The 19764-nt window shown below is 62.0% G+C and carries 18 protein-coding genes; 8 read left to right on the forward strand and 10 right to left on the reverse strand.

Annotated elements, in window-relative coordinates:
- Positions 1–32: 32 nt before the first annotated feature.
- The gene (locus P0D84_RS33215; RefSeq protein WP_408343701.1) at positions 33–959 is read right to left on the reverse strand and encodes an STAS domain-containing protein; all 927 of its coding nucleotides are present in this window, start codon (positions 957–959) and stop codon (positions 33–35) included.
- 627 nt (positions 960–1586) lie between these two features.
- Here P0D84_RS33215 and P0D84_RS33220 point away from each other — a divergent pair.
- Positions 1587–2021 (forward strand): hypothetical protein, encoded by a 435-nt coding sequence (locus tag P0D84_RS33220; RefSeq protein WP_408343703.1) that lies wholly within the window; start codon positions 1587–1589, stop codon positions 2019–2021.
- A 113-nt stretch (positions 2022–2134) separates the two neighbouring features.
- Here the strand turns inward: P0D84_RS33220 and P0D84_RS33225 are convergent, their stop codons facing one another.
- Together P0D84_RS33225 and P0D84_RS33230 are read right to left on the reverse strand one after the other, a co-directional pair.
- Positions 2135–3727 carry a tannase/feruloyl esterase family alpha/beta hydrolase gene (locus P0D84_RS33225; protein ID WP_408346226.1) on the reverse strand — a complete coding sequence of 531 codons (1593 nt, stop codon included), beginning with the start codon at positions 3725–3727 and terminating at the stop codon, positions 2135–2137.
- Positions 3728–3804: 77 nt separating this feature from the next.
- A complete protein-coding gene (locus tag P0D84_RS33230; protein ID WP_408343705.1) occupies positions 3805–4911 on the reverse strand; it encodes an OpgC domain-containing protein in 1107 nt (368 codons plus the stop codon).
- Between the two features lie 576 nt (positions 4912–5487).
- Here P0D84_RS33230 and P0D84_RS33235 point away from each other — a divergent pair.
- The 3 genes from P0D84_RS33235 to P0D84_RS33245 all read left to right on the forward strand — a co-directional run bounded on the left by P0D84_RS33235 (position 5488) and on the right by P0D84_RS33245 (position 7996).
- Positions 5488–6678: an acyltransferase family protein gene (locus P0D84_RS33235; protein WP_408343707.1), complete on the forward strand. Its 1191-nt coding sequence runs from the start codon at positions 5488–5490 to the stop codon at positions 6676–6678.
- A gap of 191 nt (positions 6679–6869) precedes the next feature.
- Positions 6870–7664 (forward strand): TSUP family transporter, encoded by a 795-nt coding sequence (locus P0D84_RS33240; protein ID WP_408343709.1) that lies wholly within the window; start codon positions 6870–6872, stop codon positions 7662–7664.
- Positions 7665–7717: 53 nt separating this feature from the next.
- Positions 7718–7996 carry a hypothetical protein gene (locus P0D84_RS33245; protein WP_408346229.1) on the forward strand — a complete coding sequence of 93 codons (279 nt, stop codon included), beginning with the start codon at positions 7718–7720 and terminating at the stop codon, positions 7994–7996.
- A 160-nt stretch (positions 7997–8156) separates the two neighbouring features.
- On the opposite strand, the gene P0D84_RS33250 is transcribed toward P0D84_RS33245, so the two are convergent.
- A complete protein-coding gene (locus tag P0D84_RS33250; RefSeq protein WP_408343711.1) occupies positions 8157–10061 on the reverse strand; it encodes an AAA family ATPase in 1905 nt (634 codons plus the stop codon).
- Positions 10062–10982: 921 nt separating this feature from the next.
- Between P0D84_RS33250 and P0D84_RS33255 the strand changes: the two genes are divergently transcribed.
- Positions 10983–12035, forward strand: coding sequence for a helix-turn-helix transcriptional regulator (locus tag P0D84_RS33255; protein ID WP_408343713.1), 1053 nt, complete (start codon positions 10983–10985; stop codon positions 12033–12035).
- Positions 12036–12071: 36 nt separating this feature from the next.
- Here the strand turns inward: P0D84_RS33255 and P0D84_RS33260 are convergent, their stop codons facing one another.
- The gene (locus P0D84_RS33260) at positions 12072–13379 is read right to left on the reverse strand and encodes an MFS transporter (RefSeq protein WP_408343715.1); all 1308 of its coding nucleotides are present in this window, start codon (positions 13377–13379) and stop codon (positions 12072–12074) included.
- Positions 13380–13610: 231 nt separating this feature from the next.
- Between P0D84_RS33260 and P0D84_RS33265 the strand changes: the two genes are divergently transcribed.
- Complete coding sequence (locus P0D84_RS33265; RefSeq protein WP_408343717.1) at positions 13611–14234, forward strand: ABC transporter ATP-binding protein; 624 nt, start codon at positions 13611–13613, stop codon at positions 14232–14234.
- A gap of 256 nt (positions 14235–14490) precedes the next feature.
- Complete coding sequence (locus P0D84_RS33270; RefSeq protein WP_408343719.1) at positions 14491–14892, forward strand: hypothetical protein; 402 nt, start codon at positions 14491–14493, stop codon at positions 14890–14892.
- A 199-nt stretch (positions 14893–15091) separates the two neighbouring features.
- On the opposite strand, the gene P0D84_RS33275 is transcribed toward P0D84_RS33270, so the two are convergent.
- The 5 genes from P0D84_RS33275 to P0D84_RS33295 all read right to left on the reverse strand — a co-directional run bounded on the left by P0D84_RS33275 (position 15092) and on the right by P0D84_RS33295 (position 19134).
- Positions 15092–15790 carry a response regulator gene (locus P0D84_RS33275; RefSeq protein ID WP_408343721.1) on the reverse strand — a complete coding sequence of 233 codons (699 nt, stop codon included), beginning with the start codon at positions 15788–15790 and terminating at the stop codon, positions 15092–15094.
- Between the two features lie 124 nt (positions 15791–15914).
- Positions 15915–16094 (reverse strand): potassium-transporting ATPase subunit C, encoded by a 180-nt coding sequence (locus tag P0D84_RS33280; protein ID WP_408343723.1) that lies wholly within the window; start codon positions 16092–16094, stop codon positions 15915–15917.
- Positions 16095–16112: 18 nt separating this feature from the next.
- Positions 16113–16235 (reverse strand): hypothetical protein, encoded by a 123-nt coding sequence (locus tag P0D84_RS33285; protein ID WP_408346380.1) that lies wholly within the window; start codon positions 16233–16235, stop codon positions 16113–16115.
- A gap of 192 nt (positions 16236–16427) precedes the next feature.
- Positions 16428–17414: an O-fucosyltransferase family protein gene (locus P0D84_RS33290; protein WP_408343725.1), complete on the reverse strand. Its 987-nt coding sequence runs from the start codon at positions 17412–17414 to the stop codon at positions 16428–16430.
- Positions 17415–17538: 124 nt separating this feature from the next.
- Entirely contained in the window at positions 17539–19134 is a 1596-nt protein-coding gene (locus P0D84_RS33295) for a tetratricopeptide repeat protein (RefSeq protein ID WP_408343727.1), read from the reverse strand.
- A 220-nt stretch (positions 19135–19354) separates the two neighbouring features.
- Between P0D84_RS33295 and P0D84_RS33300 the strand changes: the two genes are divergently transcribed.
- Complete coding sequence (locus tag P0D84_RS33300) at positions 19355–19723, forward strand: ISAs1 family transposase (protein WP_408343729.1); 369 nt, start codon at positions 19355–19357, stop codon at positions 19721–19723.
- Positions 19724–19764: the final 41 nt, after the last annotated feature.

A 19764-nucleotide genomic window follows, 5' to 3' on the forward strand; every position in this document is an offset into this window, starting at 1 on the left:
CCGGGTCCGGTTGGTGGTCGCGTGAACCGGCGTCAGTCGCCGGCGAACGGGTTGCCGCGCAATGCGGCTGGCGAACCGGACAGGCCCGCGGCTTCGGCATGACGAGCGCCGTTCGAGAGAGACCTGCCGGTGCGTTGCAGCGCAATGACGAACGCATCGGCAAGCGTGGCCTTGGTGATCACGTTCGACAGATTCACGCCCAGATGAACGATGGTCTGCGCGATTTGCGGCCGAATCCCGCTGATGATGCAATCGGCGCCCATCAGCCGCGCGGCTGCCACCGTCTTGAGCAGATGTTGTGCGACGAGGGTATCGACAGTCGGCACGCCCGTGATGTCGATGATCGCGATCGCGGCGCCGGTCTCGACGATCTTCTGCAGCAGGCTTTCCATCACTACCTGAGTGCGTGCCGAGTCTAGCGTGCCGATCAGCGGCAGCGCGAGAATGCCTTCCCACAGTTGCACGACCGGCGTGGATAATTCCAGCAGCTCCTGCTGCTGACGCACGATGACCTGCTCACGGCTCGTCTGGAAAACTTCCGTGGTGTAGAGGCCGAGCGCGTCGAACAGGCTGCTGATGGTCCAGGTCAGTTCCGCCAGCGTGGCGGAATCGTTCGCCAACTCGCTGCGCAAGCGTGCAAAGAGCGGTTCCTTCAGCGAGAACACGAACATGGCGGTTTCGACCGGCGTAAAACCCTGCCGCGCGCGTTGCGTCGATACTTCCGCGAGCAGGCCACGCACGTCGTCCCACGCCGGTGTTTTGAAGTCGACGCGGTCGGACGCACCAAGCGCGGCGCACGTCAACGCGACGAACTGCACGAACTGGTTGCGCAATTGCGCTTCGGTGACACCACCGCGGCGCGCGGCGATCGCGTATTGCTGAGCAACCCACTCGCCCAATAACTCGCTTTGCCGTTCATTGAATAGTTGCGCGAGACGCGTTCCGCCGAGTGTTTCCATACAAGTTTCCCCAGTCGTTTACCAGCAGGCGGCGCGGGCGCCGGGCCGTGTACTTTTACTCGTGTTCGAACATGCTGCCGATTTAGCGCATTGGACTTTAGCATGGGGCGGAACGCCTTCACAATGCTACCGCCCCGATTCGTATGCAAGCACTATCGGTCGCCTCGCCGAGGCGCTGGATGAGCGCTTTGGATCGGCTGCTTTTACATGAAACGGTGATCGCACGGCAGAGAGTCAGGTAACAATTTCTTGTCGTATGGCACCCGAGTGTTCCCTGTCGGCATCCTCAGTGATCCGAGACGGTTGCTTCAATAGTGCCAAATTTTTTGGCAGATCCTGATTTGCGTTCCTGTCCCCTTGACGCGGGATCGGTCTTCATTACTTCGGATAACTATTGTTTCACCATGTCTTGACGTGCGATGGCGGGAACGCCTCCTGCTCGACTTCCACCGTGACTGCTGCGATGTCCAGCGCTCGATCGGAACCAGGAAAGGCGGTGCGTCCTGGAACACGTCGCTGCCGTTCATATCGATGCGCCGGCGAGCGCGAGGCACACCGCTTGCGGCAGTTCATTCATGTGAGCGACATACGCTTGCGTGACGTCAATTGACTCTATGGAGGTGGACCATGAAACACATTACCAGGACGATTTTTGCTTCGGCTCTCGTGATGGCCCTGTCGGGCGGAGTTTATGCACAAGCAGGCGGCGGTGCGGGCGGTGGCGGCGCAGGCGGTGGTGCGGGTGGTGGTATGGGTGGTAGTGCGGGCGGCGGTAATGGCGTCGGCGCCGGCGGCGGCAATGCCGGCGGCGCAGGCGGTGCCGCGACACCGGGTGTCGGCCCGGGCACGATGAAAAGCCCGAGCGATTCGGGCTACGGCGCGCCGGGCTCGACCAGCACCGGCGGGGGCGTGGGCACCGGTACGGGTGCGTCGCCCAACAGCCCCTCGATGAACCGTTCGAACGGCGGCATGAAGAGCGGCACGAGCAATAGCATGAGCAACGGTACGCGTAGCGGCACGGGCAATGGCATGAACAACGGCACGATGCAAAACGGTCAGTAGGAGCCCTGCAACTGCATTGAGGTAAGTCGCCTCAGCCGGGGCGGCGGCGTTCGGATAATGCGCCGCCGCCCTTTCTTCTGGAAAATTTTGACGAAAGCGCGCAGGCGGCGGCATCACGGTTCGGCGCACGCGAAACTGTCGGCAAGATTCACATTGCCCTTACCGATGTAGCGTGGAAACAGCGGGTAGCGGCACAACGGACGCGAGCGTCCGTTGGTCGCCGCCGCGATGTCCGTGGCAATCAACGTTTCGGGCGATGCGCCACGCGTCACCCAGTTGTCGAGCACACCCAACAGATCCACCGATGGGATGAATACCCCGCCGCCGTGCTGAAAACCCGGCACCATATAGAGCCGCATGAACCCATTGACCTGGTCGGCGCCGAAGCGATCGATCAGCGCTTCGTAGTAGGCGATCGTCTGGTTCGGGCTGATGACTTCGTCGGCGAGGCCTTGCAGCGTGATGAGCTTGCCGCCGTGCGCGATGTAACGCGAGAGGTCGGGATTCATCGAACCAATCGTCTGTGAAAGCGTGATGAGCTGCGCGCGATATTTGCCGGGATGCTGCGGGTCGAACTTGAGCGAGTCGAACGCCGCGTCTCGCGTCACGAAATAGCGGAGGTAGCCGTCGCCCTGCGCGAACAGGTAGCCGTTGGCGAAAAAGGTCGGCACCGGCAAGCGCTCGGCTTGATGCGCGAGTCCGAGCAGGCCGTTCAGACGCGTACCCTGAAAGACGTTGTAGCCGCGATAGCCGGTCACGTCCCACGCCAGCTTGTAGGGCAACGACAACCCGTCACGCATCGCCAGCAAGGTGGAGAGTTGCGCGTCAGTAAGGCACTCGTCGTGCGAGGGCGCGCGGCCGGCGCAGCGCAACGAAGCGATGAGGTCCGCTTCCTGCTCCCGGCAGCCGGCCACGTTGCTGACAATGCCGTCCGGCGCGCCGTCGAGCCGGTCGCAGACCGCCAGCGTGCGTTGATACACGTGTTCGAGCAACAACGGTGGAATGAAGCCCCGGGGCGTGGCGTATTCCGCCTGACCGAGCTTGACGCCCATCAGCCGCACGCCGGAAAAATTCAGCGCGGGCGAATTGGCGATCACGCCGTCGTAGTCGTCGGAATAGCGCTGCATCACCGTGTAGCCTTCGCGCCCGCCCGTCGAGCCGCCGGCAAAATACATCCGTTGCGGCGGCCGGCCATAAGCGCGCGCAATGAGGGCGAGCGCGGCGTCGTGCGTTTTCTTCAGATGCGCGTAGCCGAAATTCGTCACCGCTTCATCGACGAGACCGAACACCGCCAGCGATGAATCGCCCACGTGACCCGAGTCGTCGCCGAAAGTCGCATAGCCTTGCGCGAGCGGCGCGCGATCCGGAGAGAACGGCATCACGCCCGTGCCGCTCACCACCACGCCGTTATAGCCGCCGCCGCCGATCTGCAACGCACGGCCGTTCCAGCGGCGCGGCAGATTCAGGTCGAAGCGGATGTCGGGCGTGCTGGCCTTGAGCGCCTTGATGCGGCCAGTGATGCGGCAAAATTCGCCGCCTTGCTGATTACCCGGTGCCGTGGCGGCCACCATCGCCGCGCTTTCGATCTGCGCACCGGCAGTGGGCAACGCGATCAGTTCAGGCGGCAGCACCGCCCCCGCGAATTCCGCGCAACGTATGGCGAGCGGCGCTTCCTTAGGCGCGGCAAACGCCTCTGAGGTGCTCATCAGCCATAGCGCGGCGCCGACAGCCGTGACGAGCGTGCGTGAACCCAAATTGAAACCCGCACGACGCACCTGCGCCCTCATCCGTAACCCGCGCCATTGGCAGCCGTGCGCGATTGCTGCCCTCTCCAGTCGTTCCAGCCGCGCGCGATCATCAGCAGCGCGCCGATCGCGACCAGGTCGCCGCCGAGTCCGATCAACGTGCCGCGAAAACCGTGGAAAGTATGCGGCGTCGCCGTGTCGACGATCAACGACACCAGCGTGCCGCCGACGAAACACGCGAGCCCGGTACGGCCCACTGTCACCACGGCCGGCAAGCGCTCCGCGAGCCACGCGATGCTGCCCATGCGCACGAACTGCGCGGCGAGCCAGGCGATGACGATGAAGTTGATCACGCGGTCCACGGAAAGGTTCTGTTTAAGCGTGCCGGGCAGCGGCTGCGTGAGCACGAAAAGTTTAACGATGGCGAACGCCAGCACCGCGACCACCGCGGCGCGCGTCAACCAGCGCGCCGTGCGGGTGGCGTAAAAGCGCTCGCTGATGGGTTGCACCCGGCACAGCATGCCGAGCACGAACATCAGTTGCCATGCAAACGGATTAAAAGCCCAGCTGGCCACGTCGTCAATGCTGAATAACGCGGCCAGCGGCCGGGCGAGCGCCCAGATCGTCACGCTCAAACCCAGCGCCGCGAGCGACGAGCGGCGCGCCAGCGGCACCATGAACGGTACGCATAGCGCAAAGATCACGTACATGGGCAGCACGCTGGAGAGATACGGCTGGCGCCGCAGCACGGCAATATCGAACGCCTCGCGCAACGGCTGAATCGCGAACGGCGGCCAGCCGGTGAGGTCCACCATCGGCTGGTTCAGGTGCAATAGCGCGAGCGCGGCGCCGGACAGCAGCGTTAGTACGGCAGTGAGCAGATAGGCGCGATAGATCTCCCAGCAGCGTCTGACGAAACGCATCTTCGCCGCACCCTCGCCGCGGCCCGCGAGCACCGCCGTGTACGCCGCCGCCGACGCATAGCCGCCGAGAAACACGAACACTTCAGCCGAGTCGCACAAGGCATACGCGTGCAACATCAGATGCGACAGCGCGCTGCCGGGAATGTGGTCCAACACGATGACGATCAATACGACGCCGCGGAAAAAATCCACTTCGATCGAGCGTCCGCGGCGGGTGTCCATTCAGGTTCTCGCAATTTGGCGCATGCATGCAATGCGCCGTGACAAGCGGTCGTGTATCACTGTTTCCGGTAGGAACTCCATGAGAATAGAACGTTCCCACCGATGCTGTGCAGCTCGTCCACACGCGCTGACAAGCGCCCTATAGATGCATGCGCAGTGGCAGCAATCTGAAATTCAGCTGTCGGCGCACGGTAATACTGAGTCGTCACGTGTACCCCTTCGCGGCAAAATTTGCGGCTTTTAATGCATCAAGCGCGGGCACATCGGTAAGGGTCACGGAAAAAAATCGTCAATTCCGGCACGCGATTTTTTTCGCTTTTTTTCATCGTAGGATGAATTCATGCACGCCCGTCGGACATCCCGCGTTTTCGCGCGATGCCACCCTTCGACGGCGGCCACTCATGTGGACCGGACACGCTGCCGGGCTGATCTTCGATCGGCCCGGCTTGCCGAGCGTCCTGGCGACGCTTTCCATTTACGCGGCTGACTTTGCCGTCGCCACCGCGCTCCGGTCCTTCCACTATCGCCCTGAACGGCGGCACCTTGCGCGCCGCCTTCGCACTGGAAGACAAGCACATGAACAACAGAATTGCCGGCTTCGAAGGATTGCGCGCGATCGCAGTCCTGATGGTCTTTTTTCAACACCGTCTATTCGGCGACATCGGCGAGATCGGCCACCTCGGCGTATGGATCTTCTTCGCGCTGAGCGGCTTTCTGATCATCGGCATTCTGTCCGCGCAACGCGGGCGCATCGAAACAAACAGCAGCCGGTTCGGCGCTGAGCTGAAGCGCTTCCTGTTTCGGCGTACGTTGCGCATCTTTCCGATCTACTACCTGATGCTGGTGGTGATGTGCGTGCTGATGGCGTTCGGCATGGCGAGTCCCGAACTGGCGAGCGGCATGCCGTTCCATTTCGCTTATCTGTCGGACTTCTGGATCGGCTCCGTGCTGCATTACTGGCCGGGGCGTTATTCGCATCTCTGGAGTCTCGCGATCGAAGAGCAGTTCTATCTCGTGGTTGCGCCGTTATTGCTGGTGGTTGCGGCGCGGCGGCATCGCGCGGTCTGCCTGACGATCGTCGCCGTCGGCCTGGCTTCACTGCTGGCCATGCGCGCGGCACAGTGGCAGGACATCACGATCTATACGCATCCGCTGACCAACTTCTGGTTGCTGGCATTGGGCGGGCTTGGTGGCTTGATGATCGCTGGGACAGAGAGCCGTTTGCGCGTCGCGCTTGGGCACGGCATGACGCTATTCGTTTTGAGCGTCTGCGTGGCGGGGTTTTGCGCCACCGAGCCGGTGTGGGGTCAGTTGAGCAACCCGCTTGCCTTCACGGCGATCAGCGCCTTGTATGGCGCATCTATCGCGGCGCTGGTGTGTTCGATTGCGTGTTGCCGGAACACGGCGGTGATCGGCCTGCTTGAAACCGGCTGGCTGGTGAACTTTGGCCGCATCAGTTACGGCTTTTATCTCTATCACAATCTGATTCCGGACCTGACCCGCAACCACCACGCCACGGCATTCTTCGGCGGGACCGTGCCGATGTGGGCACATGCCGCCGGGATTGTCGCGTCGTTCCTGATTTCTCTGACGATGGCCGTGCTGTCCTGGCGGCTGATCGAAGCACCGATCCTTCGCCTGAAGACGCGCCGTACGCCGGTGGCGGCGGACACCGCGAGTCCAGTGGCGGCGCAAACGCCAGCCGTGTTCGCCGCTAGCAACCGGCGTGCGTTGAGAGATGAAGGCGCCGCTTCCGATGCCGCTTAAGGGACCCGGCTCTTACGTTCTACTTTCATGCAGATCGAGTAAGGGCACGGTATCATGCGGCCTCACTTAGCCGGCTGCTTCCACCCTTGCGCGACACGCGCGCACTGAGCAGGCCGAACGATAAAAACAAGCCACTGCCCGCGCGAACTCCGGTCCATCCGGTCAGCGCCCCTGGCTCGCGGACTTCAACCATGTTTCATTTCAGTTTCGCCAACGGGGTGCTTGGCGCGAGCCTGCAGGCGCTCAGCGTTTCCGCGCTGCTTGGCATCATTGCGGCACTGTTGCTGGGCGGGATGGTCAAGGGCGTGGTCAGTATCGGCGTGCCGCTGGTTGCCATGCCGATTCTCAGCCAGTTCATGCCGATCAAGGAGGCAGTGCTACTGCTGTCGATGCCGATCATTCTCGGCAATATTCCACAGGCATTGGAAGGCGGCGACATGCTGCCGACGCTCAAGCGCATTGCCGCGCCGCTGATCGGCACCGTGCTCGGCAACATCGTCGGTGTGAGCGTGTTGATTTCGCTGGCGCCTCATCGCGCGCAGGCGGCCGCGGGCCTATTGCTGATGGTCGCGGCGCTGCTTCTGCTGCTTTCGCCGCGACTGACGCTGGCGCCGGCGTGGGCGAAACCGGCAGGCTTCGTGTTGGGATTCGGCGCGGCGATGATGGAGAGCATCGCTTCGGTGCCGGGGCCGTTGCTGGCAATGTATCTGATCGCCACGGGTGCCACGGGGAAAGCCTTTACGAAGCAGATCGCGATTATTCTGGTGGTTTCGATTATCACGCTGGTTGCCACCTTTAGCGGCGGCGCGCATGCCAGCTGGACCGATCTGGTTATTTCGGCCTGCGCGAGTGTGCCGGTGATCGTGGGAATACTCGTTGTGCGGCCGCTGAGAGACCGGTTGCCGCCGGGCGCGTTTCGAGTGCTGGTGCTGGTGTTCGTTCTGGCAGCCGCTGCCCAGATGGTCTGGAAGTCCGGAGTTTTATAAGGTTCGGCACCGCGCGCGGGTGAATTCGGGCCGTGGAACGCGCATTGCTGATCATGGCTGACAGCAATCAACCGGAAGCCATGGAGGAAAATATGCCCAGTTCCCCGAACGAGCACGAAAACAAGCCGGATGAAGATCCTGGCAGCCCGCCCACCGAGGTCTCCAAGCCCATTGGCGACGCCGTTCCCACGCCGGTTGAACCGGGTCTCGATCAGCCGTTGCCGCACAAGGGTGAAACTCCGCTGCCCCCGCAGAAGGCGGACGACGAACCTTTGGGCGAGACGGAGACGCCACCCGGTGTTCCACCGCCCGGCCCGTCGGACTTCGCATAGCGTCGGCGATTTCGGGGCGAGGCTCTTGGGGCGATCCCTCCGAGGATCATTCCTTCGGAGCGCCCCTTTATGGCAATTCCCCATGGCGATCCCTTGGACCGCCGTGCAGCGTGTTGGCGCTTTTCGGGCGCTCCCACAACGCAAATCAATGCCAATCGGATCAGGCCGCTGCCGGCTCGTGGACGATCTTCAGCGCGCTCTTGTGCTCCTTGATCAATCGGTAAACGGTTTCGCCCGGCACCGTTTCCCGTTCGAGCAGTTCATCGGCGATCGCGCGCAGCACGGGCTCATACGTATGCAGCAGCCCATAGCACAATTCGTTCAACTCCTTGAGCAGCACGTTCGCGTGCTCGATGGCGCTCTTCATTTGCAAGCCCGCATACTGCGACGGCAGCGCCGCGAGGCTGAACAGATCGCCGTCGCGGTTAAAGCCGAACTTGGACACCATGTCGAGGCTGATGCGCGATGCTTCCTGCAAATCCGACGCAGCGCCGCTCGATGCTTCGGAGAACGCGAGAATCTCGGCGTTACGTCCGCCGAGCAAGACCTGAATTTCGTTGCGAATCTCGGTTTCACGGTACAGGTGCTTGTCCTGCGCCTTCGTGATGAGCGCGACACCCAGGGCGCCGCCACGCGGCAGAATCGTGACCTCTTCCAGCACGCCGGTGCCGAGCAGCGCGGCCACGAGACCGTGCCCCGCTTCGTGGACCGCGATGCGCGTGCGTTCGTCCTCGCTCAGTGCCCGTTCGGCACCGCTCACGTCGCCGATGCGCGCGATCTTGATCGCCTCCATGAAATGCTTCGCGGCGATTTCCGTCTCGCCGCCTTTGCGCGCGACCAGCCCCGCCTGATTCACGACCATCGCGACCGTTGCCGGCGAAAGACCCGTGGTCAGGCGAGCGAGTTGGTCATAGTCGATGTCGGCGGCCTTCGACTTCAGCTTCTCGGCATAGAACCGGAAAATTTTCGCGCGGTCTTCGCGGTCGGGCAACCGGACCTGCACCGTGCGATCGAAACGGCCCGGCCGGCGCAACGCCTCGTCCAGATTGTCCGGATGGTTGGTGGCCGCGACGATGATGACGCCTTCATTGGACGCGAAACCATCCATTTCAGCCAGCAGCTGGTTGATGATGCGATTGCTCTCGGCTTCGACGGGGCCACCGCCGGTATCCGTGCGTTTGGCGAGGCCGTCGGCCTCGTCGATGAAGATGACCGTGGGGGCATTCTTGCGCGCGAGTTCGAACAGATGTTTGACCTTCTGGATGCCGACGCCGTAGTACTTCGCACTGAAATAGCTACCCGTGATCGAAATGAAGTTCGCGCCGCATTCGCCGGCGAGCGCCTGGGCGAGCCGCGTCTTGCCGACGCCTGGGCCGCCGACCATCAGGATGCCGCAGGGTGCGCGCACGCCCATCGAGGAGAATTGCTTCGGATTGGACAGATAGCCGCGGATGTCCGCCAGTGCCGCCTTCGCTTCACCCGCGCCGATCACGTCGTCGAAACACAGCGTGGGTGCCTTGTTGAGCAGCGACGCGCCACCTCTCATCTCGCGCCGCATGAACCACACCATGCCGCCGATCAACAACAGCGGCAACAGCAGGCTGATCGCGTCGCGCACCTCGCCGAACAGCGGAACCCAGCGCGACGCGCCAGTGCGGATGTCCGCATCGGGCAGCCATACGAGCTGATAGGACGCGGCCTCTCCCGCTTTGGGCTCACCGAGCAGCAGCGCATGCGAGAACGTCGCGTTATGGTCGGTGACGAAGTATTTCGTGCCGTCGCGCTTCGACACCAGAATCGCGTTGGGGCTCACGCCGATCGCGGCCACGTTGGCGTCGTGAATGTCACGCAACATTTGCGACGCGTCTTTTTCGTCGCGCGTCCACGCGGAGGGATCGTGGCGCATCTGACTCGCGATACCGGTAAGCGCCGGCGTTGCCCGCGCACCGCGTTGCTGGTACTGCCACATGCCCAATGCGAGCAATACCGCGATGAGTGCGGCGCCGACGCCAAGAGCAATCTTGCGTGCACGTCTTTTCCCAAGCGAGTTCTTTCCCGGCTTCATGAGTCACTTCCAAAAACGGGCCAAAGGGGGGCCCTGGGTACTGGTCAAAATCAGGTGGCAGAGGTCGATGGGAGGGAAGCGGCTGACGCGACACCATGCAGGCACGGAAAGGAGGACGCATGAACCATGCGTCCCTTTTAGCAGCTCTGACACCAGCCAGTATGCCGGTCGGCCGCTCTTTCCAGATTGCAGAAAAAGCCCATTTCTACCGTCTATCCGGCGGTTTGCAGCGTCGGATTTGAGGGAGCGATTCATGTCTTTAATAACAATGGACCGCTGCTCCAGGGCTCAGTTTATCAGCCCTATATTCAATGCGTATTCTGCATACCTACATTTCACCGAGCCCTATTAAAAAGCGGTCAAAATTGCAGCAAATCGCGGAATATGGGCGACGTTCGTTCAGGCAGGCTGGTGGCCACCAACTGATAACTGACATGTGGTGTGACGGAGGGGGATCGCCGAGCGAGCGCCCGGCGAGGGCGGCACTTGCGTGGCGATCCTCGGCCGGTCGCTCGGCCAAGTCTGGAGGCGCCTGCAGCAACACCCCAAACGTCCGATGGGCAAGGCGCCCAACGGTTTCGCAGCTGACCGGCGGGCCTCTGTGGGCCCGTCCGCATTTCGCCGCACTCTCTCAGGTTCTTCTTTTTTTATTGCCGATACCTGACGGCACCGGTCTTCTCTCCCGCACCTACCCCCGACTTTCGCACCGCTTCCCTTCGACGGATTCAGACTCGGGCGCCTGCACGCCGCTTCAGCTTCGTCTGCGCCGTCGAGGAAAGCGGCCTGTCTCTAACCATCGGACGATATCGCAGTTTTTTTGTTAGGCTTTACCATCCGTCTCAGTTTTTGACGTCAGCGGCTTAATATCTGGTGAACTTCGCTAGCCCACCGGAACACCCCCTCGTCCGTAGTAATGGATCCATGAACCAGCGCACATTGCCGCAACGCCTGGCTGCTGCCGCCGCAGCCGAATCGCGCGCCGCCGTTTCCACGAGCCGCTTCAGCACGCACGCGCTCGCAGCCGGCGAACAATTTCTGGCCTGGCGCCAGCGCGTGGGCCATGTGGTCGACGCACCGCCTACCAAGGATCAGATTGTCCACGGATTTCGCGGCGAGATCGATCGATATGCGGTCGGCGGCATGGTATTTACGGACTGCAGCACGGAATCAATGCGGCTGGAACGGTCGGTCGCGCGTGTCTCCACGGACTCGCGGCGCGATTACGTCTTTCAACTGTTCGTGGAAGGTGAAATCGGCCACGTGAGCGGCATGCGTAAGAAACGCAGCGCGCCGGCCTCGGTGCGGGGCATCGTCGCGTTCGACCTGAACCAGCCGTTTCGGGCCGAACGGCCCGAATGCCGGCTTCTGAGTCTGTTCGTACCGTCCGCGATCGTGGACGAGGAGCTGCGCGACGGCGCGGCGATTCACGGCCGCATTGTCCAGCAGGGTTCGCCGCTGAGCGGCCTCGTGCTGGACCACCTGACGGCAGTCGCCCGGGAAATTCCCACGCTCGACCCCGTCGCCGCGGCGCAAGCATTGCATGCCGGCGCCCAATTGCTGGTCGCCGCCTTTCAGAAGGAAGCGCGCCTGACGGGCGCGAGCCGGTCGGCGCTCCAGTCCGCCGTGATGGGCCAGGTGCGGCGCTACGTCGAAGCCAATCTGCACGAGGCCGACCTCACGCCGACCAGCGTGGTTCAGGCATTACAACTGAAACGCGCTACCGTCTATCGCTGGTTCGAGCACGACGGCGGGCTCGGCGCGTATATCCGCAATCGCCGGTTACGGGAGGCGGCGGACGAACTGGTTCGTTTCCCGCATCTTCAGGTGGCGGAGATCGCCTACGGACTCGGTTTCCGCAGCGCGTCCGATTTCACCCGCGCGTTTCGCCGCGCCTTCGACATGAGCCCACAGGATATGCGGGCGCGCGCGTTGAACCTGCGGCGGTACGGGGTAGCGCCACCTAGCGCCAAGTAGCGGTTGGTAAGTCTGGTAACGCTGGCTGAGCAGCGTTCAGACCGGCGGCGAAGCGCGGGCAACGCACGCACCCCTCGCTTCCGGCTCGGGAAATGCCCTCAGCGCGGCCAGCGTGAGCAGGGTCGCGGCCATCAGATACCAGGCCGGCATCATCGGATCACCTGTGCGGTTGATCAGCCACGTCACGAGGAACGGCGAAAATCCGCCGAACAGGACGACGCCGGAACTGTAGATCACCGCAACTCCGGCCGCGCGCCGATGTGCCGGAAACGCTTCCATCATCAGCACGGAACTCGGCCCGGCATTGTTGACCGCCAGCGCCACATAGGCCGTGATGATGACGAGCGCGACGACGTCGCCCGCGCCATGCGTCAGCGCCCAGAATGCCGGCCACGCGGCCGCCAGCGACGCCACGAGTGCCGCGTACTGCAGCGTCTTGCGGCTCGCGAAACGGTCGGCCGCGCGCGCCACGAGCGGCGTCACCACGAGGATCACGAGGCCCGACAGGCAGGCCGTCAGCAGGCTGATCGCGGCCGGCCGATGCAGTGTACGAACCAGATAGGCCGGCATGTAAAAGACCGTGAGGTAGATGCCCACCGAAGGCGCCGCCGTCATCAAAAGCCCGCAGACGATGGCATGCGGGTGCGCCGCGAACATGCGCCTCGGGCTGAGCCGCGCGCCCTGCACCGGCGCGGTCGCCGGCATCCGGCGCCGCAAATACCAGCCGACGGGACCGATCAGCCCACCCAGCGCGAATGGAATGCGCCACCCCCAGTCATGCATGGCGGCGGACGACAGCAGCGCCGTGGCGCTCGCCGCGACCAGCGCGGCGGCGAAGGCGGCGGCGCCTTGACTCGCGCCGCGCCAGCTCACCATGAAACAACGATGCCGGTACGGGACCGTCTCCATCAGTGAAGCCGACGCCGGCCCGATTTCACCTCCTGCCGCAAGCCCTTGCATCAGACGCGCGAGCACCATCAACACCGGCGCGGCAGGACCGATCGACGCATAGCCCGGCAAACACGCAATCAGCCATGTGCCAAGCGTCATGAGGGCGAGCGATACCGTGAGGCCCGCTTTGCGGCCACGGCTGTCGGCGATGTGGCCGATCATCAGCGCGCCGAGCGGGCGCATCACAAAGCCCGCGCCGAAGGTGGCGAGCGAGAGCAGCAGCGACGACGCGGGATTGCTCGACGGAAAGAACAGATTACCGATGATGACCGCGGAAAAGCTATAGACGGTGAAGTCGTACGCTACAAAGCCGTTACCGATAACAATCGCCGTGACGATACGCGTGAGTTCGGCGCGGGACGGCTGGGCCGCTTTGTGGGCAGCAGTTTGCATGGATTGCGATCGACGGATTCTCGCCGACGGATTCAGAAGGATGACAGGAGAGGCATTGTATTTCCTTCTTCAACGGCACGGGCATGCGCAACCTGGAACCACACGCGCATTGCGCTGCTACACTTGCGCCACGCCAACCCTGCCGAAGCATTCGCGCCGCCCGGCACCACGCCGATCGCGACGCCCCCTAAGCGTCGCGGCACATTCTTCGGCCGACACACTCCGTACTCCATGCTTCGATTCGACAACCTCAGCAAGCGCTATAGCGAACGCATCATCTTTCAGGGACTGCATTACAACACCGCTGCAGGATGCGTGGCGCTCAACGATGAATCCGGCAGCGGCAAGTCGACCTTGCTCGGCATTCTCGCCGGCACCATCGAGACCGACGCCGGCGAGGTGTGGCTTGGCGGGCATTCGCTGCGCACCGCGCAGCAGGCAGCGCAATCGGTGCTCACCTATGTGCCCGAAGACTGCATGACGTATCCGGACCAGACCGGTCGTGAGTATCTGCAGCGTGTAGCGGCGCTCAGAAAGACCACGGTCGACAGCCACGCGCTCGAGCTTGTCAGGCGCTTTGGACTCGAACCGCATCTCGACAAGCGCTTCGAGCAGATGTCGTTTGGCACGCGCAAGAAAATCTTCCTGACCGGGACCGTACTCGGCGAGACGAAAGTCGTGATCGCGGACGAACCGGTCGGCGGACTCGACGCCTCGGCGCGCGGCGTCCTGGTCGATCTGTTCAAAACGCTGGCCCAAACCCGCACGGTGTTTTTCTCGAGCTACGACTCCGCCTTTACGCAAGCATGCGAGGCGAAAACCATCAGTTTCGCGGACCTGGGCACGCGCGGCTAAGCAGTTGCCGCGCGCTGGCGGAACGTTGTGGCTGACCAGCGTAAGCAATTGCGCGAAGTTCGCCGCGCCGGGGCTAATTATCGGGACGACACTCAAAAGGAACAGTCAAGCAATGCCAGGCGGGACGCAAAAAAATTCTGAGCAATGTCAGATCAGCGGCATTTGACGAGTGGAAGCGGCCTGAGCAAACGCTCAGGCGCATGAAGTGGTATACGGGGGACGGTTGCGCAGCTTCATGGTGCGGTGTCCCGGCCTGATGGCCGACGCCGCGTGGCGCTGTGCTTCGTTATCAATAATCAAACAGCGGCGTAAAGCCGCCTCACTACGCCTGTATCGCAGCGTGATTCAACTCGATATGCAAAATCACGAGCCACCGTTTCGGGCAATCCTCGGCAATCTGCAAATCCTGCTTTTTGTCGCCAGCCGTCTTCACGAAACCCTTCGCACGCGCGAAGCCGAACGCGCGCCGGGCATCGGCCTGCAGCCACAACGTGAGCAGTCCGCAGGTCACGCAACTGAAAAGCCAGATCGTTTCATGAGGCAAGCTTGCATCGAGTTGCTGCGCGACGTAGGTAAAAATAGTCGTGAGAACCTGATTGGTGACGAAGGCGATGGCGACAACCTTGCACATCCCTCTGAGCATCATGGCGGGTCTTGACGGGGTCATGGGGTGGCAGAGCCCGGAGCGGGGGATACGCAAGCCTCGACGGTCAGGTCGCCCTTGATTTGTTTGAACGCCATACATTCTCCAGCCAATCGCGGATTTTTCGCGGCGGAACGCCAGACTCAAACTATACGGACGACACCATAAAGGCCGCGAAACAATCGTCGTCGGCAATATAAAAATCCTGTGAAATTCACCGCACGCCGACCAGCCGGTAACCCACGCCGGACTCGGTGACAATGTGTTCAGGATGGGCCGGATCGCGTTCGAGCTTATGGCGCAGATGTCCCATGTAGATTCGCAAGTAATGGTGGTTGCCGGTTTGCAAGGGGCCCCATACCTCGCCGAGCAGTTGTTCATGCGTCAATACCCGACCGGGATGGCGCATCAGCGCGGAGAGAAGGCGATACTCAATGGGACTGAGATGGACGGTCCGGCTGCCGCGCACCACTCTCCGCTCACCGAGATCGACCGTGACGAGGCCGAACTGAACCTGTGGCAGACCGACCCTGCCGCAGCCGGCCTGCCTGCGCAAACGCGCGCGGATCCGCGCGCTGAGTTCGGGTAAGCCGAATGGCTTGGTAAGGTAATCGTCGGCGCCGGCATCGAGTGCGGCGACCTTGTCTTCCTCGCGGCTTCGCGCCGACAGCACGATTACCGGCATAGTCGACCAGCCGCGCAATTCACGGATCACCTCGATGCCGTCCACGTCCGGCAAACTCAGATCGATGATGACGAGGTCCGCCAACCGCGTCGCCGCGTGTGCCAGGCCTTGTGCGCCGGTCTGCCCTTCGAAGACACTCATGCCGGCCGCTTCGAGGCTCGTGCGAATGACGCGGCGAATGGCTTTGTCAGTGTCGATCACAACAACTGTAACGGTGGGATCGCTCATGAATGTGCCACGTCGACCGCTCGCCGTTGAGGTGGCGGCCAACATCCAGGCGGGGTCTCCATTAATTATTGGACGAGCGCGCACGAGGTGCGCGCCGGTAAAGCAGTGGCGACAAGAGCCGGGCTCAATGCATCGGCTTCAGCGCGGAGCCGACGCCCTTGCCGTTCTTCTCGAGCAGGCTGCCGTTTGCTTGCGCCGCGAACGCGGCATAACCGGTTGCGTTCACAACGATCGGATAGATCACCCCGGTGATCTCGGTCGTCAGGTTGCACAGGACCATCAGCGGACGAAGCAGCGTTTTCATGATGTTTACTTTATTGGGTCAGCCGCAGCCGAACAGGTTCAGCACAATGTCGATCAGCTTGATGAACGGGAACGGCAGCAGAATGCCGCCTGGCCCGTAGATCAGCAGATTGCGGCGCAGTAGCGAGGCCGCGCCTTCCACAGCGGACTCCTGTACCGTGAAATGTAGAAGACGCCACGTAAACGCAGCGTCAATACTTCGCGCCGTTTCGTAAAGACGATGTGCGAGGTGTGGGGACTGCCGGGCTAGCGCAGCGGTTGGTGCAGCTGGGGGACTTTCAGGCGCTGCGTGCCGCCATTTGAGAGCGACCGGCGTTTTTGCCGTCTATGCCGTCTACGCGGCTTGAGCCGCCTCAGCCGTCTGAGCCGCTTTATCGAGCGCGGCCTGTTCGAGCCAGAGCCGGCTATCGGGGAACCAGAATGCGTCCGGGCGCGGAGGCGAGACGAGCCGCACTGGAAGGGCGGGATTGAATATCTTCGACCATGCGGACAGATAGGACGGCGTCTTCACCAGAAACCCGCAATTGGCCAGAAGCAAACTGGAAACCAGCGCTTCGCGGCCGATCTCGAGTCCCGGATAGCCGCTAAAGTGAATAGGCGTGTTGCCGCATGCAAGTAGTTTTGCCGGTGCTACTTTGACCGGCTTGCTGAATGGCCAGGCGATAAAAAAATCGATAAACGCCTGTTCGTCGCTCGAGATGAAAATATTGGTGAGCTGCGGGTTTTCCGCGAGCGTCGATTCCACGTGCCGGCAAAAGCTTCCCCATGAAACCGGCACGGCTTCCAGTGTTTTATCGGTACCTCTGAAATGCGCGCCAAGGGTCGATGTGCCGAGCCCGAGCTTCTGGCAGATCGAGTCAACTTCTTCGTAGATATGTGTAGCCGGCCGATAGTGCGCGAAGAAGAGTTCGCTTGCACTTCTGAGTCGAAGCCGCGCTTCATAGCGCTGACGAAAGCCCAGCTGAACCAGGTCGCGGACCGTCGACGTTCTCACCTTGTGAGTGACCGCGCTTCTCGAGGTAGTGTGCACGGGTTCGAAGAACGCGGAGAACCAGTCCAGTTTTCCATCGGCGTCGCCATACAGCCCACCGCGGGCACTAATGCTCGGCGTGAGGCATTTCTCGTCGCAATACATCAGAATAAACAGGACCATCTGCATCACGGAGAAAAACCCGGAGTTCTCCTGGATCTCGATGGAAAAGATGCCCCTGTTCAAACGCTGCGTAGCATGAAGTGAAATCCGGCGCGGCGTGGCCACGGAATGCTTGAACCCTTCGCTGCGTCGGATTTGTTTCGCCCGATCGACTACCTTTCTCAACATGCCCTACTCCTAATTAATTAGGTATTCTTTGAAATGGCACGCACCTGTTCGTTACGAAGGTATGGAACACTCAGCATAACATTTAAACAAGTCCGGCCAAGTAAGTTTGGATTGTCTTCGTGAGCTAGCGCACAAAGGTTCGGTAAGGTTTTCCCTGGATAGGCAAAGCAGCGGCGACTCGCTCCAGCACGTCATTCCAATTGTCTCGCTGTGATTGCGTGAAAATTCTCACGCTGGGATACCAGGGGCTGTCATCCCGATCACGCAGCCAGCGCCAGCATCCCGCGAAGCGATTGAGCAACCACACAGGCTTGCCCATCGCCGCCGCCAGATGCGCGACCGAGGTATCAACCGAGATCACCAGATCGAGGTTTTCGATCAGCGCGGCGGTGTCCGCAAAGTCCGCGATCTCGTCCGTCCAGTCGATCAAGCGCGACGCGTTTGCCGCGTCGGCACGCTTGGCCGGGTCGTCCGTCTTTTGCAAACTGATCCAGCGCACGTACGGCAACGCGAGTAGCGGTGCAATTTGCGCGCACATCAAGCTGCGCGCCTTGTCGTCCGTGAAACCTGAATGGCCGCCCGCCCACACCACGCCGACACGCGGCAGTTCAGGATTCGGCAACGCGGCCAGCCTCGCGCCCCACTGGCCGGCACGCCTTGAATCGGCATACAAATAGGTGGCTGCGGGAATGTTGTCGAGACGGGTGCCGAATGCCATCGGCAGCGACATCAGCGAACATTGCCAATCCCAGTCGCCGGTTTCGGGGAAGGCGTCGTCGAGCATGACAAGGCCCGGCCAACGCGCGCACAACGATTCTTCGTACAGACGCCGCAACGGCGGCGGACAGATGTAGCCTACCCGCGAAAAGCGTGCGAGTGCCAGCGGCAGGTAACGCACGAATTGCAGGCTGTCGCCGTGGCCTTGTTCGGGAAGGACCAGAAGACGCGCTTCGCTTGCGAGCGCCCCCTGTGCGGCGCTTGCACTGTTTGGACCGTTCGCGCAGTTCGCAACATGCGGATGGCCGCCTTTCCATTCGGGCAGCGGCAGTTGCGTGCGTTCCGATGCGGGACGTCCATCGGCATCGAGAAAATTGACCCAGCGGTCCTCGAAATAAGGCCAGGCTTCTTCGTAGCGACCCACAGCCAACAAGACATGAGCGAGGTTGGCGCGCGCTCCGGGATAAGGCGGCGCGAGCGCGATGGCCTGCCTGAGATGCCGCTCTGCTTCGTCTAACGAACCCATCTCCTTGACGACGCTCCCGAGGTTGGCAAGCGCTGCCGCGTGATCCGGCTTGAGTTCGAGCAGCCGGCGATAGATGGTAGCGGCATCTTGATGACGCCCTTGCACTTGCAACGCCAGCGCGAGAACGTAATGAAGCGCTAGCGAATCCGGTTCGCGCGCGAGACCACGCTGGGCGGTTTGTGCCGCACTCGCGTACGCACCGGACTTGATCTGGATGACGCACAGGGTGTGGTAGAACGCCGGATGCGGTTGTACTTCGATCGCGCACTCCACCCAACGCTGTGCCGCTTCGAGCTGGTTCGAATCCAGCGCCAATAGCGCATGAGAGTACAAGGCTCCCGCATGTCCCGGATCGTGCGCAAGGATTCGATCGAGACACGCCTGCGCTGTTTCGACGTGGCCTGTACGACGAGCCTCCTCGGCTTCGTGGTACCAGGCCGTGATGACGTTCGATGAAGAGGGGAATGGGTTTGACATGGTTGGCGAGCGAATAGGCGGTGAGCGGTTTGCCAGGAGACCGTAAGCGACGATGCCGGATCGATGCGCCGTGATCTGTGTACGGGAGATAGACGCGCCTCGGGTCGTAAGGTGTAGCGCGGGCGCGATCGGGCGTCGATTATCGGTGGCGCACAAGCGCAGGTCTCTAGGACCGTTCTGAAACGGCCGGTCATGCGGTCCGTGGCTTCGGGACAATCACATGAAACGTTACAGATGGTTGCGAGATGCTTGCGAGCGCGGTTGTCGACGCACGCGCAAGATCGCCCGAGTCGCATTGACGCAGCGGCGCTATTACATCAGCAGCCTGCCCACCAACGCGTGCAGGGTTGCTTATGCAGTGCGTTCGCACAGGTGCATCGAGAACAATCCGCACTGGGTGCTCGACGTGTCGTTTGACGAGGATCAATACCGGGCGAAGGTCGAGCATGCGGCGCAGAACTTTGCAATGCAACGTCGCGTCACCATGAATCTGTGCAAGCGCGATACAAGAACCAAAGTGGGACTGAAGATGCGCCGCCTCAAGGCGGGTGCCAACAATCAATATCGTGCCGGCCTGTCTGGCTTGTGAGCTTCATGCAGTTGCCCTGACGCGCACTGGGATTACACTGC

It is taken from the genome of Paraburkholderia sp. RL17-337-BIB-A, assembly GCF_046025895.1.
GTDB lineage: Bacteria > Pseudomonadota > Gammaproteobacteria > Burkholderiales > Burkholderiaceae > Paraburkholderia > Paraburkholderia fungorum_C.

Coding starts and splice junctions, on each gene's coding strand:
- P0D84_RS33215 (WP_408343701.1), bottom strand. CDS start 959: ATGGAAACACTCGGCGGAACGCGTCTCGCGCAACTATTCAATGAACGG.
- P0D84_RS33220 (WP_408343703.1), top strand. CDS start 1,587: ATGAAACACATTACCAGGACGATTTTTGCTTCGGCTCTCGTGATGGCC.
- P0D84_RS33225 (WP_408346226.1), bottom strand. CDS start 3,727: ATGAGCACCTCAGAGGCGTTTGCCGCGCCTAAGGAAGCGCCGCTCGCC.
- P0D84_RS33230 (WP_408343705.1), bottom strand. CDS start 4,911: ATGGACACCCGCCGCGGACGCTCGATCGAAGTGGATTTTTTCCGCGGC.
- P0D84_RS33235 (WP_408343707.1), top strand. CDS start 5,488: ATGAACAACAGAATTGCCGGCTTCGAAGGATTGCGCGCGATCGCAGTC.
- P0D84_RS33240 (WP_408343709.1), top strand. CDS start 6,870: ATGTTTCATTTCAGTTTCGCCAACGGGGTGCTTGGCGCGAGCCTGCAG.
- P0D84_RS33245 (WP_408346229.1), top strand. CDS start 7,718: ATGGCTGACAGCAATCAACCGGAAGCCATGGAGGAAAATATGCCCAGT.
- P0D84_RS33250 (WP_408343711.1), bottom strand. CDS start 10,061: ATGAAGCCGGGAAAGAACTCGCTTGGGAAAAGACGTGCACGCAAGATT.
- P0D84_RS33255 (WP_408343713.1), top strand. CDS start 10,983: ATGAACCAGCGCACATTGCCGCAACGCCTGGCTGCTGCCGCCGCAGCC.
- P0D84_RS33260 (WP_408343715.1), bottom strand. CDS start 13,379: ATGCAAACTGCTGCCCACAAAGCGGCCCAGCCGTCCCGCGCCGAACTC.
- P0D84_RS33265 (WP_408343717.1), top strand. CDS start 13,611: ATGCTTCGATTCGACAACCTCAGCAAGCGCTATAGCGAACGCATCATC.
- P0D84_RS33270 (WP_408343719.1), top strand. CDS start 14,491: ATGGCCGACGCCGCGTGGCGCTGTGCTTCGTTATCAATAATCAAACAG.
- P0D84_RS33275 (WP_408343721.1), bottom strand. CDS start 15,790: ATGAGCGATCCCACCGTTACAGTTGTTGTGATCGACACTGACAAAGCC.
- P0D84_RS33280 (WP_408343723.1), bottom strand. CDS start 16,094: ATGAAAACGCTGCTTCGTCCGCTGATGGTCCTGTGCAACCTGACGACC.
- P0D84_RS33290 (WP_408343725.1), bottom strand. CDS start 17,414: ATGTTGAGAAAGGTAGTCGATCGGGCGAAACAAATCCGACGCAGCGAA.
- P0D84_RS33295 (WP_408343727.1), bottom strand. CDS start 19,134: ATGTCAAACCCATTCCCCTCTTCATCGAACGTCATCACGGCCTGGTAC.
- P0D84_RS33300 (WP_408343729.1), top strand. CDS start 19,355: ATGAAACGTTACAGATGGTTGCGAGATGCTTGCGAGCGCGGTTGTCGA.